The 13,655-nt window shown below is 60.9% G+C and carries 12 protein-coding genes and 2 pseudogenes; 6 read left to right on the top strand and 8 right to left on the bottom strand.

Annotated features, from left to right (window positions below; genetic code table 11):
- The first annotated feature begins 36 nt into the window (after nucleotides 1-36).
- From B4968_RS02295 to B4968_RS02285, 3 genes are read left to right on the top strand one after another with little or no spacing between them, the layout of a single operon-like run.
- Nucleotides 37-1,104, top strand: coding sequence for an Mrp/NBP35 family ATP-binding protein (locus B4968_RS02295; protein WP_083096243.1), 1,068 nt, complete (start codon nucleotides 37-39; stop codon nucleotides 1,102-1,104).
- A complete protein-coding gene (locus B4968_RS02290) occupies nucleotides 1,101-1,805 on the top strand; it encodes a biotin/lipoate--protein ligase family protein (RefSeq protein WP_083096241.1) in 705 nt (234 codons plus the stop codon). Before B4968_RS02295 ends, B4968_RS02290 begins: the two co-directional genes overlap by 4 nt.
- A complete protein-coding gene (locus B4968_RS02285; protein WP_083096239.1) occupies nucleotides 1,805-2,284 on the top strand; it encodes a DUF6505 family protein in 480 nt (159 codons plus the stop codon). The genes B4968_RS02290 and B4968_RS02285 overlap by 1 nt, the downstream gene beginning before the upstream one ends.
- A gap of 414 nt (nucleotides 2,285-2,698) precedes the next feature.
- On the opposite strand, the gene B4968_RS02280 is transcribed toward B4968_RS02285, so the two are convergent.
- The 5 genes from B4968_RS02280 to phnC all read right to left on the bottom strand — a co-directional run bounded on the left by B4968_RS02280 (nucleotide 2,699) and on the right by phnC (nucleotide 7,528).
- Nucleotides 2,699-3,313 carry an LbetaH domain-containing protein gene (locus tag B4968_RS02280; protein WP_083096237.1) on the bottom strand — a complete coding sequence of 205 codons (615 nt, stop codon included), beginning with the start codon at nucleotides 3,311-3,313 and terminating at the stop codon, nucleotides 2,699-2,701.
- An 83-nt stretch (nucleotides 3,314-3,396) separates the two neighbouring features.
- Complete coding sequence (gene phnE / locus B4968_RS02275) at nucleotides 3,397-4,764, bottom strand: phosphonate ABC transporter, permease protein PhnE (protein WP_083096235.1); 1,368 nt, start codon at nucleotides 4,762-4,764, stop codon at nucleotides 3,397-3,399.
- Nucleotides 4,761-5,630 (bottom strand): phosphonate ABC transporter, permease protein PhnE, encoded by an 870-nt coding sequence (gene phnE, locus B4968_RS02270; protein ID WP_083096286.1) that lies wholly within the window; start codon nucleotides 5,628-5,630, stop codon nucleotides 4,761-4,763. Before phnE (B4968_RS02270) ends, phnE (B4968_RS02275) begins: the two co-directional genes overlap by 4 nt.
- A 111-nt stretch (nucleotides 5,631-5,741) precedes the next feature.
- On the bottom strand, nucleotides 5,742-6,644 hold the full coding sequence (gene phnD, locus B4968_RS02265; protein ID WP_083096232.1) for a phosphonate ABC transporter substrate-binding protein: 903 nt from the start codon (nucleotides 6,642-6,644) through the stop codon (nucleotides 5,742-5,744).
- Between the two features lie 71 nt (nucleotides 6,645-6,715).
- Nucleotides 6,716-7,528, bottom strand: a complete 813-nt coding sequence (gene phnC / locus B4968_RS02260; protein WP_083096230.1) for a phosphonate ABC transporter ATP-binding protein — start codon at nucleotides 7,526-7,528, stop codon at nucleotides 6,716-6,718.
- A gap of 185 nt (nucleotides 7,529-7,713) precedes the next feature.
- On the opposite strand from phnC, the pseudogene rpe reads away from it, so the two are divergent.
- The 3 genes and pseudogenes from rpe to B4968_RS02245 form a co-directional block, all read left to right on the top strand.
- A pseudogene (gene rpe, locus B4968_RS02255) lies at nucleotides 7,714-8,404 on the top strand (ribulose-phosphate 3-epimerase).
- A gap of 433 nt (nucleotides 8,405-8,837) precedes the next feature.
- Nucleotides 8,838-9,440 carry a hypothetical protein gene (locus tag B4968_RS23965; protein WP_241525509.1) on the top strand — a complete coding sequence of 201 codons (603 nt, stop codon included), beginning with the start codon at nucleotides 8,838-8,840 and terminating at the stop codon, nucleotides 9,438-9,440.
- Nucleotides 9,428-10,740 (top strand): annotated as a pseudogene (locus B4968_RS02245) (methyl-accepting chemotaxis protein); the annotation flags it as partial. The gene B4968_RS23965 and the pseudogene B4968_RS02245, both read left to right, overlap by 13 nt.
- A 59-nt stretch (nucleotides 10,741-10,799) precedes the next feature.
- Here B4968_RS02245 and B4968_RS02240 read toward each other — a convergent pair.
- The 3 genes from B4968_RS02240 to B4968_RS02230 form a co-directional block, all read right to left on the bottom strand.
- Complete coding sequence (locus B4968_RS02240; RefSeq protein ID WP_083096226.1) at nucleotides 10,800-12,338, bottom strand: class I adenylate-forming enzyme family protein; 1,539 nt, start codon at nucleotides 12,336-12,338, stop codon at nucleotides 10,800-10,802.
- Between the two features lie 62 nt (nucleotides 12,339-12,400).
- The gene (locus B4968_RS02235) at nucleotides 12,401-13,183 is read right to left on the bottom strand and encodes an oxepin-CoA hydrolase, alternative type (RefSeq protein WP_083096224.1); all 783 of its coding nucleotides are present in this window, start codon (nucleotides 13,181-13,183) and stop codon (nucleotides 12,401-12,403) included.
- Entirely contained in the window at nucleotides 13,180-13,602 is a 423-nt protein-coding gene (locus tag B4968_RS02230; protein WP_241525510.1) for a PaaI family thioesterase, read from the bottom strand. Before B4968_RS02230 ends, B4968_RS02235 begins: the two co-directional genes overlap by 4 nt.
- Between the last annotated feature and the right edge of the window lie 53 nt (nucleotides 13,603-13,655).

Here is a 13,655-nt window from a genome sequence, read left to right as displayed (position 1 = left end):
GCCTAGACGGGCCCCCAACAAAGGAGCAAGACCCGCGTGTCAATCACCCGAGAAACCGTCCTCGCGGCCCTTAAGAACATTTCTGACCCCGTCAGCGGTCAGGACATCGTTGCCGCAGGCATCGTGCGTGGCTTGAATATTGAAGGGGGATCCGTGCTGTTTGTGCTCGAGATCGATCCTGCCAAATCAGATATCTATGCGCCAATCCGCGATCAGGCTGAGGCTGTGGTCACAGGGCTGGAAGGTGTCGACAAGGTCTCGGCCATGCTGACCGGGCATTCCGCCAAGGCCCCGCCACCGGATTTGAAGCCCAACAAACCCGCGGCCGCTCAGGGCCCGCAAAAGATCCCGGGCGTGGATCGCATTCTGGCGGTTGCCTCTGGCAGGGGCGGCGTGGGGAAATCGACCGTTTCCGCCAATCTGGCCTGTGCGCTGGCCGCTCAGGGACGCCGCGTTGGGCTTTTGGATGCTGACGTCTACGGCCCCTCGCAGCCGCCCAGGCTGGGCGTTTCAGGCCGCCCCGCCAGCCCGGATGGCAAGACCATCCTGCCGCTGCGCAATCACGGTGTCACCATGATGTCGATTGGCTTGATGACCAATGACGATCAGGCCGTGGTCTGGCGTGGCCCCATGCTGATGGGTGCCTTGCAGCAGATGCTGATGCAGGTGCAATGGGGCGCTCTGGACGTCCTGATCGTTGATCTGCCGCCCGGCACAGGTGACGTGCAGATGACCCTGGCGCAAAAGACCCATGTGGATGGCGCAGTGATCGTCTCAACGCCGCAGGATGTGGCTTTGATTGATGCGCGCAAAGGCATCGACATGTTCAACAAGCTCAACGTGCCGATCCTTGGCATGATTGAAAACATGTCCACCCATATTTGCTCGAACTGCGGTCACGAGGAACATGTGTTTGGTCATGGTGGTGTGGCCGAAGAGGCCAAAAAGCTCAACGTGCCCTTGCTGGCGGAAATTCCGCTGCATCTGGATGTGCGTCTGGCGGCGGACAGCGGCGTGCCGATTGTTGCGGCCAAACCAGACAGCGCCCAGGCCAAGGCCTTTTTGGACGTGGCAAAAGCCCTGGTAGAGCGGGGCGCTGCATGAGCGATCCAGCCTTTCCCCCATTGATGTCCGGCCTTGCGGTGACCGGGCAGGAGGATCCTTTTGAGACCGCCTGCCAGCGGGCCGTGCTGGGCTGTGATGCGGGTTTGGTTGTCCACAACCTGGCCCCCGATTGCCTGCGAGCGGCACTGGTTTTTGCACCCGAAGTGCCCCTAAGCAAGGCAATGGCCATGCTGCCCACCTGTGGCATCGGGTTGCAAAATGCCCTGGGTGCGCTGGCCCCGCCCGAGGTCGCGGTGCATCTGGAATGGGGCGGCGGGCTGCGCATCAATGGCGCGCGCTGCGGCACCCTGCGGGTTGCAGCCAGCACCACCGACCCCAATGAGGTGCCCGACTGGCTGGTGGTGGGGCTGCAATTGCCGCTCTGGCCCGCTAGCGAAGATGGCGGCGAGACCCCTGATGAGACCGCGCTTTATGCCGAAGGCTGCGCCGATGTGAAGGCCCCGGCACTCCTGGAGAGCTGGGCGCGCCACACGCTGCACTGGATATCCCGCTGGGAAGAAGATGGCCTGGAACCCCTGCACGCTGAATGGCGCGGCCTGGCCCACGGCCTTGGCGAAGACGGCACATGGTATGGGGCCACAGGAACCTTCCTCGGGGTCGACGAGGACTTTGGCATGCTGCTACGCGACCAGGACACCACCCACCTCATTCCCCTGACCACACGATTGGAGACCCTTTGATGCAGCTGGCCCGCGCCATCCATTTCGACGAGAGCGATCAGAACGTCTTTGCCAACCCGGCGCGCACCGGGGAGTGGTGCATTTCAGGCGGGTTTGAATTTTCCAACTGGTGCGAGGCAGACCTGACAGGCAAGCAACGCCAGGCTTTTGCCAATGGCTGGTTGGGGCTGGAGACCTCAGGGCGGGTGACCTTTGTTGCCGTGACCAAAATTGAAGAGACCGAACTGAGCCAGCTCACGGATCTTCTGGCGCAACATTTTGTCTCCGTCTACGGCGCCCCGGACCTTGATGCCGCGCGCCCTGTAGCCCGTGAAGAGCTGCGGCAGATGCAGGAGATTTGCGCCGAACATACCGCCAACACCCTGCTGACTGTTGCCCGCGATCTGAGCGACGCCGGTGTGCGTGAAAGCTATCGCAGCATTGAGGCCCAATCCGCAGGGTTGGAGCAATTTGCCCTACACGTGACGCCCGAAGACTGAGGCTAAGGCTGAGAAAGAGGGACTGGGGCCGAGAAGCTGGGGCGGAGAAACTGAAACGGGGGGCTCCCGCCCGTCGGTCGCGCCCTGCGGGCTCTCCTCCCGTTGGGCCCAGCGCCGCTTTCGCGGCGCCCTTCCCTTTTCGGCGGGGACAGGGCAAGGGCCGCCCCAGCGGCCCCGCCGCAGGCAGGGTTTACCCTTGAGGTGTCTCCGCCAGAGTATACTCAAAAAGGCTTCTGTGGGGCATACCTGCCCTTCAGAAGCGTCTCAGCAGGTCACTTTTGCGCCGCGTAAGCGGCGCCGGGCCCAAGGCTGACAGGGGGACACTGGCAAAGCCAGTTCACCCTTCAGGCGCGGGAGCCCCACCCCTTGCCCTTGTTTACGACACAGAGGCATGCAGAAGGTACAGACCCATTTTCAGGAATATTTTTCCAAAAACGCCTCGGCGCTCAGGCTGCGAAAATCGGGAAGAGCATCCCGCAGGCGCTCGTGGTCCCAGTCCCACCAGGCGAGCGCCATCATGCGCTCGGCCACCGTTTCGCTATAGCGGCGACGGATCAGTCGCGCCGTGTTGCCGCCTACAATCGTATAGGGTGCGACGTCCTTGGTCACCACCGTTCCCGATGCAACCACTGCGCCGTGGCCAATACTCACTTCTGGTTTGATCAAAGCCCCATGCCCAATCCAGGTGTCATGTCCGATATGCGCTTTGCGCCCGGCACGCAGGGCAAACCAGTCTGCGTCATCCTCCACATCATCCCAGTAAAGGGCCGAGCGGTAGTGAAAATGGTGCAGCGAGGCCTTTTCCATAGGATGGTCCGTGGCTCCAATGCGCGTTGCACTGGCGATGTTAGAGAACTTTCCCACCTCCGCATTGGCGATGTCACAGCCTCGGTCGCAGTAGGAATAGTCGCCAAACGCACTGTTGGCGACGCGGCTGCCCGCGCCAATTTCGACATAGGCGCCAAAACTGCTGGCGCTGATCTGGCAGTCAGGATGAAAGAACGGGGTGTCGGCTGACAATCGTGCCACAACGCAGTCTCCGGTAGATGCCGCAGCCGTGCTCATGGAACAGCCGCGGATTGAAAATATAGATGATCATTCAGGCACTGGTATCAGGGCAACAAAAAGGCCTTGCCCGCCGCGCGACTTTTGCGCTTTGCCCTGCCGCCCTCGCCCTTGATCAGACGTCGCCGCAGCCAGCCAGACAGCCAATCCATCAGCATCACCATCAGGATGATCAGCACGATGTAATAGGCCACTTCTTCCCAGTCCTTCTGCGTGATGATCGCCTGCGTCAGCAGCAGGCCAATACCGCCGCCAGTGATGGCGCCAATAATCGTGGCCGACCGCGTGTTGGATTCGAGGAAATACAACAGCTGGCTCAGCAGCACCGGCGTGATCTGCGGGATCACCCCAAAGCGATAGCGCTGTGCCGGTTTGGCCCCGGTCGAGGCGACCCCTTCGATCTGCTTTTCATCGACATTCTCCAGCGCCTCAGAAAAGATCTTGCCAAAGGTGCCCGTGTCTGTGACCAAAATCGCCAGTGCCCCGGTCAGAGGACCCGGCCCAAAGGCCCGCGCCAACACCACCGTCCAGATCAGCGAGTCTACGCCGCGCACAAAATCAAAGATCCGGCGCATGACAAAGCGCGCAGGTCCCAGCGGGTTAAAGTTGCGCGCCGCCAGAAAGGCCAGGGGCAGCGCCACAATGCCCGCGCCAATGGTGCCGAGAAAGGCCATCAGCAGGGTCTCGGCAATGGCCCAGGCCACGTCCTGATGCCGCCACATCTTGTTGGTCCAGAAGTCATGCAGGATCGCCCCGGCCTCGCCAGTGGCGGCACGGCCCAGCAGCTCTCCCAGGCCCAGCCCGTGATAGGGGCTGTCGAGGGTGAAAAAAAACAGCTCCCAGCCGACAAAGTAGCGAAACACCTCAGAGCGGTTGCGGGTTACAGTCAGGCGCCCGGCCTCGGTCTTGATTGCCAACCGGTTCTTGGAAACGCTGATCCAGTCCGGCACCTCGCCCGCTGGAAGCGTAACCTGCACGCCCTTGCTGCCCTGGGGCGTGGCGCGCACCAGACCATAGCCGGGAATGTCATATTCAATGTCATCGGGCCCAAAGCGCACCAGATGGCCGCCCTCCAGATCAATCACTGTGGTTTCCCCCAGCATTACCCATTCCGGGCTTTGCCCTGTCGGATAGCGCCCCTTGCGCTCGCCCTCAATCGCCACCGAGACCGAGGCGTCGCGGTTGTTTCGCGTCACATGGGTCTTGTAGCTGTAGCTGTCGCTGACCAGCGTTTGGGCGTTCTGCCAGCTGACCCGCTGCCACAGCCCGGCCATATCAAAGGCAACAAAGACATAGGCCAGATAGACCAGCAGCAGCGCTGGCAGGGCAAAATTGAACAGCTTCTTTTTCAGAAACAGGTGATCCATATCCTGCTTCAGCAGAACGGGCGACACAGTGGCCTCAATAATAGTCATGCCTTGGCTCCATGGATCAGGCGGTCACGCAACAGCCCCGAGATCTGATCGACCAGGGTGATGGTGATAAACAACAAAAGGAAGATGGCAGCGGCCTCGTCGTAGCGGCCCTGCCCCCAGGACATGGCGTTCTTCAGCTCGTAGCCAATGCCGCCAGCCCCCACAAAACCAAGGATCGCCGAGGCACGAATGTTGATCTCAAAGCGCAGCAATGCGTAGCTCACATAGTTCGGCCCCACCTGCGGGATCACCCCCAGCCACATGCGCTGCCCCCAGCTGGCTCCGGCAGATTCCAAGCCCTCGACGGGTTTCAGCGAGGCGTTCTCGTTCACCTCGGAAAACAGCTTGCCCAGCGCGCCTGCCGTGTGAATGGCAATGGCAATCATCGCCGGCACTGGCCCGCCGCCAAGCAGGAAGATCAGCACAAGTGCGATGACGATCTCGGGAATGGCGCGGCAGATGTCCATGATACGGCGAAACAGCGGAATGAGCCGCGGCCAGGGTGCCATGCCCCGCGTCGACAGCAGCGACAGCAGGGTGCCAAAGACCAGCCCCACCAGGGTCGAGGCGGCGGCAATGTTCAGAGTTTCAATCAGAGCCGGGAAGAAATCAACCAGATGTCCGGGCAACAGGGCCAGCTTCTCACCCGCCTCTTTCAGAACTTCTGCCGGATAGTCAAAAACATGGGTGATGCCATCGCGAAAGGAGCCCGCGCTGCGATTGTCAGCGGTGCGAAAGCCAGCAGCCATAAGCGCGACAAACAGAATCAGTAGAATGCCCCCATAGAGGCGCTTGCGCCGGGTCATCTCGCCGTATTGCGCGTGAATATCCGCGGTCGTGAGAGGCGCTGCGGTCAGATCTGCCATCATTGCCGTCCTGAATTTTAAAATGCGCAACACGGGCGCACAGCCAGAGTTGCTTCAAGAAACGGGGTCCGGGGTGTGACACCCGAACCCCGCAAATGTATCGCTAAGGCCTTAGTTGGACTTCAGCTGGCGGGCTTCGATGATCACCTGATAGGCGTCATGGCCGATTGGCATCACGCCAGTGGCCTCACCCGAGAGCACACCGTATGCGCATTCTGGATCCATCGAGGGCAGCGAGGCCATCAGGGCGGTGAATTTCACCTTTACGTCCTCAGGCAGGCTTTTGCGCAGAACGATGGGGCCTTCGGGGATCGGCTTGGACTGCCAGATCTTTACCAGGTCGTTCATGTCGACAAGGCCGGCATCCACAGCGCGACGCAGGGCGCCCGAGTTGTAGCCGTCTTCCCAGTTGACCAGACCATCGGCCCAGGACACGCCTGCGTCAAAGTCGCCATTGTTGACGCCAACGATGGTCTGCTCGTGACCACCGGAGAATTTGACTTCGCCAAAATAGTCACCCGAGGTCATGGTGGCGCCGGTCACTTCGGGGATCTCGATCGAGGGGATCAGGAAGCCGGAGGTGGAGTTGGGATCGCCAAAGCCAAAGGTCTTGCCCTGCATGTCTTTAAGCGAGGTAATGCCGCTGTCCTTGCGGGCAAACCCAACAGAGTAGTAGCCGTAGCCGCCATCGCTGTTGACTTTAACCAGGATCGGCTCAACCGCTTCGGGGTCCGAAAGATAGGTCTTGGCATAGCCAGATGCGCCAAGCCAGGCCATGTCGAGCGTACCGCCCAGCAGGCCCTGGATCACGCCGTTATAGTCGGCAGGGGCAAACAGTTTGGTTTCAACACCGAGCAGTTCTTCGGTCTTTTCGCGCAGGCACTCGTTGTTGTTCAAACGGTCCTGAGCGTTCTCGCCACCCAACAGGCCAATGCGGAACTGGGTGATTTCTTCAGCCATGACAGGCGTAGTGAGAGCAGTAGAGGCCAGCGCGGCCAGCAGCAGTTTTTTCATCGTATTTCTCCGGTTAAGTTTCCCGTCCCCCCATCGGGTGCGGGTGATGAAAGTGGGTGTTTGAGTGGGTGTTAGGCCCCGGCCATCTCGGCACGAATGGTCTGTTCCAGTGTTTCGATCTCGGTCGAGGTTGCCGCTTCCGAGAAGGTGGCATCGGCGCCATATATCTCGCGGGCAACGCCGGTGGTCAGCTGTTCAGGCAAGCCGTCAAAGACGATGCGGCCATCGCGCATGCCCACGACCCGGTCGCAGTAGCGTCGGGCAGTGTCCAGCGTGTGCAGGTTGGCAATCACCGTGCGGCCGTCCTCTTCGTGGATGCGGCGCAGCGCCTCCATCACGGTCTGGGCATTCATCGGATCAAGCGAGGCAATGGGTTCATCCGCCAGAATGATTTTGGGGTCCTGCATCAGGGCCCGCGCAATCGCGACCCGCTGCTGCTGACCACCCGACAGGGCCTCGGCCCGTTTGGCGGCATGTTCCGCAATCCCCAGCCGGTCAAGAATGTCGATGGCGGTGTGGATGTCTTCCATCGGGAACAGGTTGAACATGGTGGCAAAGGTGGAGCGGCGATTGAGCGTGCCATGCAGCACATTCGAGACCACATCCATGCGCGGCACCAGGTTGAACTGCTGAAAGATCATCGCACAGTCCGACTGCCAGGCCCGTTTGTCGCGCCCCTTCAGCGTGGTAATATCGCGCCCCTGAAACAGGATGCGCCCCTCGCTCGCGTCAGACAGGCGGTTGATCATCCGCAGCAGGGTCGATTTCCCCGCCCCCGAGCGTCCAATCACCCCAATCATGCAGGGCTTGTCGATATCCAGTGTCGCGGTATCCACCGCAATCTTGTCGCCAAAGCGTTTGGTCAGTTTGTCGATACGCAGCACAATCGGTCCCCTTCGTTTCGGGGACTGACTACGCTGGCCAATCAAACGATTTGTGTCGAAGCCATGAAGGTTTTGTAAAGCTCTGCGGCTTTGTGGCCCACAAACTGCCCCTGTGCATATCGTCGGCAAGAGGCTATATGGCGGCTGAACGCCCCTCTTTTGCCTTTCCACAAGGAAGCAGCCCTATGTCCTTTGACCGCAAGATCAAGATCGCCCCCTCCATCCTGTCAGCTGATTTCGCCAACTTTGGCCAGGAAATCCAGGCCATCGAGGCCCAGGGTGCCGACTGGGTGCATGTGGATGTCATGGATGGTCACTTTGTGCCCAACCTCACCTTTGGCCCGCAGGCCGTCAAAGCCTTTCGCCCCCACGTCAAAACCGTGATGGATGTGCACCTGATGATCTCTCCGGTGGATGCCTATATCGACGCCTATGCAGATGCTGGCGCCGATGTGCTCACGGCCCATATCGAGGCTGGTCCACATATTCACCGTACCCTGCAGGCGATCCGCGCGGCTGGGATGAAGGCGGGTGTTGCCCTCAACCCCGGCACCCCGGCCGAGGCGGTCGCGCATCTTCTGGATCTCACGGACCTGGTCTGCGTGATGACGGTAAACCCCGGTTTTGGCGGCCAAAAGTTCATCGATATGACCGCAAAGGTACGCCAGCTGCGTCAGATGATTGGCGACCGGCCCGTGCATAATTGAGATTGATGGCGGGGTTGATCCCAAAACCGCACCGCTGGTGGTTGAGGCCGGCGCTGACGTGTTGGTAGCTGGCTCTGCCGTGTTCAAAGGCGGGTCGGTGTCGACCCCTGAGGTTTACGGCGAAAACATGCGCAAAATCCGCGACGCCGCGCAGGGTCATTGGGCATAAAGACCTTCTACGCAGACCTGCCACGCAGTTCTCAGATCGCAGGAAAACCGGACAACAAGGCCAATGGCCACTGGCGGCGTAGCAATCTCATGACCGCCCCCTGTGCGCCATAATATTGAGCGGAGCGGACCACTGGGTCTGCTCCCTTTTTTTATGCCACATTGCCTGCCGTTTTTACCTGCCCTTTCGCGCGTTATCCGCCCCCGACACACCCCCCAGATCGCAGCATGAGACCAGGTTGAACTCAAAGAAGATATTTCAATTTAAAAATAAATTTACCGAATCAAGTCACTCTGACCCTGTCGTTTTGCCTCATCAGAGCAGGATCAATCATGCTCGGGCCTGCCCACAGGCAGATGGTCCGAGCAGTAGCGCTCGGGTGTATAGAAGGTCCGTTTAAGTGAATAAAAATTCTCTTCTGTTCAAATTGGCGATGCCAATTCCCCTCTGTCTGTGTTTGAGCCTGCTGCTGGCTGGGCTGTTTCTGCCCGGGGCCCTGCGGGACAATGCCATTGTTGCTGCAACCGAGGCGGCGGCCCAGACGGCAAACCAGATCAAGGTCATCCGTGGCTACTACACCAAACATGTGATCCGCGATGTGAACGGCGCAGCTGGGCTGTCCGCAGGCATCGCGCATCAAGACGACCCCAGCGTGATTCCCCTGCCTGCCACTCTGGTCCATGACGTCAGCGCGCTTCTGACCGGCGCGCAAACCAGTCTGGCGCTCTACAGCCCCTTCCCCTTTGACAATCGCGCCGAGCGCCCCACCGACCCCTTTATGACAGAGGCCTGGGAGGCGCTGTCCAAGGATCCCAACGCTACATTCCAGCAGACCGAAACCATTGATGGCAGCACCGTCCTGCGGGTCGCCATAGGTGATCACATGACCTCTGAGGTTTGCGTCCCTGTCACAACACGCATGCTGCATCGCCCAAGACGGACTGGCAACTGGGAGATCTGCGCGGCGTTATTGAGGTGCGGCGCAATGTCGACACTGTCCTTGCGGGCACCCAGGCTTTGTCCCGTAACATCCTGATCGCCTTTGGCCTCGCAGGCAGCCTCCTGCTTGTCGTCGCCGTCGCAGTCGCCCGTTCTGTCACCCGCCCCATTGATCGCATCTGCACCGATATTGCGGCTGTTTCAAAGGGCGAACTGAATACCGAGATCCGGGCCGCAACGCGCGGCGACGAGATCGGCAAAATCGGCAAAGCTCTGGTGACGCTGCAACAGGATCTGCTGCAGGCCCGCGAGGGCGAAGACCGCCGCGCCGCTCTGCAGCAGGAACAGCATGACGTTGTTCAGCATCTCAGCTCGGGTTTGGTCAGGCTGTCACGCGGCGATTTCTCCCAGCACATCGACGCCGAATTCTCCGGGTCGCATGAAAAACTACGGCAGAACTTCAACCTGACAATCGATACGCTCTCCGGCACGGTATCCCAGGTCATTGAGGCCTCCGGCTCTATCAGCAACGGTGCGGCAGAGATCAGCCAGGCCTCGGATGATCTGTCGCATCGCACCGAGAGTCAGGCCGCCACACTGGAACAGACAGCAGCGGCGCTGGATCAGCTGACCGTGTCGGTCAAAGCCGCCGCCGATGGTGCCCGCAGCGTCGAAAGCACCATGGACGAGGCCAAACAAGAGGCAAAAAGCAGTGAGGAAGTGGTGCAGAACGCCGTCTCTGCCATGACTGAAATCTCGAACTCTTCCAGCCATATCGGGCAAATCATCACTGTGATTGACGACATCGCCTTTCAGACCAACCTGCTGGCCCTGAATGCCGGTGTCGAAGCCGCGCGCGCCGGTGAAGCGGGCCGTGGCTTTGCCGTGGTCGCCGCCGAAGTCCGCGGCCTTGCGAAACGCTCATCTGAGGCTGCAATGGAGATCAAGGTGCTGATCGACGCCAGCGCTGAACAGGTTGGGCGGGGCGTTGATCTGGTTGGCAAGGCAGGCGAGGCGCTCAACACTATCGTCGGGCGGGTCAACGAGATCTCCGAACTGGTCTCTGACATTACCGAAGGCGCTGTGGAGCAATCTACCGGCCTGGCAGAAATCAATATCGGCGTCACCCAGCTGGCCAGGTGACCCAGCAGAACGCCGCGATGGTCGAGCAATCCACCGCCGCAGGCTATCTGCTAAAAGCCGACGCGGTCAAACTCACCGAGGTGGTGGCCGGGTTCAAAATTCAGGGCGGCTCCAAGGTGTCTTTGTCACCATCTGCTAAAAAACCCGCCGCCCCAGAGCCTGTCACCCAAGACTATCTGGATTGGGGAGACGCGCCGCAATCCCAGACCAGCACCACTGCTGCCAGCGGTGAGGGCAAGTGGCAGGACTTCTAGTCAGCGCAAACCCGCGCTAAAACAAATCCCCTGCCGGGTGGCAGGCCCGGTGAGGTCGCCTAGACCTTCTCTGGCGTTTGCGCCTCACTGCCGCTCATTGCAGCGGGCTGCAGCTCACTGGCAAATTCTTCCAGCAGTTTGTGTTTCAGAATTTTGCCTGTGGGGGCTGCAGGCAGTGCCTCGGTCAGGATGATCTGCGCCGGGCATTTATAGCCTGCCAATTGCTTTCGCACAAACTGCATAAGATCAGAGACTTCGGGTCGATCACCGCCGCTGACCTGCACAAAGGCCAGCACCTCTTCATCGCTTTTGTTACGCCGCCCCACGACCGCAGACTGCACCACCTGCGGATGGGCATTCAGCGCCGCTTCGACCTCGGGGGGGAAGACATTGAAACCCCCATGAATGATCAGCTCCTTTGAGCGCCCTTCGATGTGCAAAAACCCCTTGTCATCCAGCCGCCCCAGATCGCCGCTGCGCAGCCAGCCGTCAGCGTCCAGCACCCGCGCGGTTTCTTCCGGGTTGAGATAATAGCCCAGCATGACATTGCCACCGCGGATCAGGACTTCGCCAATGCCCGCACCACCGCCGGAAACGCTTTCATCAATGCGGATCTCGACCCCCGGCAGGGGCGGCCCGGCAGAGATATCCGGATCACCCGGGGTGCTGTTTTTGGTGGCACAGACCCCTGCGGTTGCCTCGGTCATGCCATAGCCATTCTGCAGCGCGACCCCGTAAAAGCTCTCGGCCCGGCGTTTCCAGTCGGGGTCCAGCGGCGCCGCCCCGGACGAGACATATTGCAACACAGAACTGTCGAGCCGCTCCAGCCCCTGTTCCTTGGCAAATTGCATCACCAGCGCATGCATCTGCGGCACAGCCGACAGGCGGGTCACACCGCGGCGCAGTGCCTCATAGAGTTTCGCGGCAGAAAAGCGCGCCTCCAGCCAAACCTCGGAGCCCGCATAGAGCGCCGCTGTCATCACCGAGGCCAGCCCAAACACATGGGTCAGTGGCAACACCCCATAGATCACATCATTGGGCACCATATCGCGCAGCTCGGCCGAGGCCTTGCCGCCAAACAGCAGGTTATCCTGGGTCAGCATCACCCCCTTGGGTGCCCCCGTGGTGCCGGTGGTATACAGCAGTACCGCAACCTCAGCCGGGGCGTCGCCAGAGCTCATGTAGGGGCACGCCATGTGCATTTGCCCAAAGCAGCCGGTGATGGGTGTCGCCTCAAGACGCACCGCGTGATCCTGCGCGGCGCCCTCGATCTGGGTCGAGATCAGCACAACAGCCGGCCGCGCGTGATCAAGGATCCGGGCAACTTCACTGGCGCTCATCCGGGCGTTGACCGGCACAGCAACGGCACCGCACTGCGAGCTGGCCATCAGGGCGGCCACCACGGCGCAACAGTTTTCCGCCAGCACCATCACCCGGTCGCCGGGCTGCACGCCTGCTGATGTCAGGATCTGCGACAGCTCTGATGCGGCGGCAGCAAGGGCGCTATAGCTCCAGCGCACCCCAAGGCTGTCAGAAAAGGCCGCAGCATCGGGGCGGGCCGTGGCCTGCGCCGTCAAAAGGTCATACCAAAGCGTCATCACCGCGTCTCCCTGTCGTCATGTGCTGTTTTCTTTCGCCCCAGAGCCATTGGCCTGGGGGCTTAGTCGGCGGCAAAACGCGGCGCGCGTTTTTCCAGAAAGGCCGAGATGCCTTCGCCTGCTTCAGGCGCGGCCGCAGCCTGAGCCATGGCATCGCGTTCACGATCCAGTTGCGCAGCCTCTGTGGTCTCATAGGCCTCGGCCATCATGTGGCGGATGATGCGCTGTGCCTCGGGCGGGCCTTTCGCCAGACGATCCGCCAGACCATGGGCTGCGCGCAGCACCTCATCCGCTGGCACCACCAGATTGACCGCCCCCAGATCTGCCATGCGCTCGGCGGTGACAGGACGGGCCAGAAGACACATCTCCATCGCAAGGGGCCGTGGCAGGATACGCGACAGTGACGAGGTCAGCCCGCCATCCGGCACCAACCCGGCCTTGACATAGGCGGCGGTAAATTTCGCGCCTGCCTCGGCCACGATCAGGTCTGCGGCCGGCGCCAGCGACAGCCCCGCCCCGGCTGCGCCACCTTCGACCGCGGCAATCACCGGCACAGGTGCAGCCCGCAGACCCCGGATCAAGCCATGCAGTTCGTCCACCTTGCCGCGGCGTTGCGCCTCGCTCAGCCCACGCCGTTCGATCAGCACGTTGAGATCGCCGCCCGCGCAGAAAAAACCGCCCTCAGAGGTCAGCAATATGGCGCGAATGCGTGGCTGTTCCGCCAGCCTCACAGCCGCGTTGATCGCATCATACAGTTCCGGAGACAGCGCGCCGCGACGGGCCCCGTTCATATTGACCACGACGGCGCGATCACCGAGGTCGTCAAGTCTGGCCAGCTGGCTCATGTGCGAATCCTTTTGAAAACGCCGGTTGCAGTGGCCAAAAGCTGGCCCTGCTCATCGTGCAACTCGCCAAAGATATGGGCAATTGATTTGCCTCCCCCCGTCACCCGCGCCCGCGCCGTGATACGGCCTGCCCTGGCCGCGGCCACATAGGACAGCGTCAGGGAGACAGTCACCAGGGCTGCGTGGTTTTCAGGGTCAAAGAACTGCGACGCGGTGTTGCCGCAGACCACATCCAGAACCGTCGCCACGATACCGCCATGCAAAATCCCATGGCGGTTCAAATGCGGCGGCTCCAGATCCAGCGTGACGATGCAGCTGCCATCGCGCCGGTCTATCGTGGTCTTGTAGCCCCCCAGTTGCTGGACGCCGGGATCTTCGATCTGAAAACTCTGCGCGCCCTCTGCTATGTCGTTTTCAATCGACACAGCCTCAGGCCGCGCAGTATCAGGCTGCCCAATACCAGAGGCCACGG

This window comes from Pseudophaeobacter leonis (assembly GCF_002087335.1).
Classification (GTDB): Bacteria; Pseudomonadota; Alphaproteobacteria; order Rhodobacterales; family Rhodobacteraceae; genus Pseudophaeobacter; species Pseudophaeobacter leonis.
Note: the sequence above shows the minus strand (reverse complement) of the source record. Positions and strands in the feature narration are given on the sequence as shown.

Bases quoted from the DNA above. Each gene is read 5' to 3' on its own strand.
- B4968_RS02285 (WP_083096239.1), top strand. From the start codon at position 1,805: ATGCAGCTGGCCCGCGCCATCCATTTCGACGAGAGCGATCAGAACGTC.
- B4968_RS02290 (WP_083096241.1), top strand. From the start codon at position 1,101: ATGAGCGATCCAGCCTTTCCCCCATTGATGTCCGGCCTTGCGGTGACC.
- phnD (WP_083096232.1), bottom strand. From the start codon at position 6,644: ATGAAAAAACTGCTGCTGGCCGCGCTGGCCTCTACTGCTCTCACTACG.
- phnE (WP_083096235.1), bottom strand. From the start codon at position 4,764: ATGACTATTATTGAGGCCACTGTGTCGCCCGTTCTGCTGAAGCAGGAT.
- B4968_RS23965 (WP_241525509.1), top strand. From the start codon at position 8,838: ATGCCAATTCCCCTCTGTCTGTGTTTGAGCCTGCTGCTGGCTGGGCTG.
- phnE (WP_083096286.1), bottom strand. From the start codon at position 5,630: ATGGCAGATCTGACCGCAGCGCCTCTCACGACCGCGGATATTCACGCG.
- B4968_RS02240 (WP_083096226.1), bottom strand. From the start codon at position 12,338: ATGACGCTTTGGTATGACCTTTTGACGGCGCAGGCCACGGCCCGCCCC.
- B4968_RS02235 (WP_083096224.1), bottom strand. From the start codon at position 13,183: ATGAGCCAGCTGGCCAGACTTGACGACCTCGGTGATCGCGCCGTCGTG.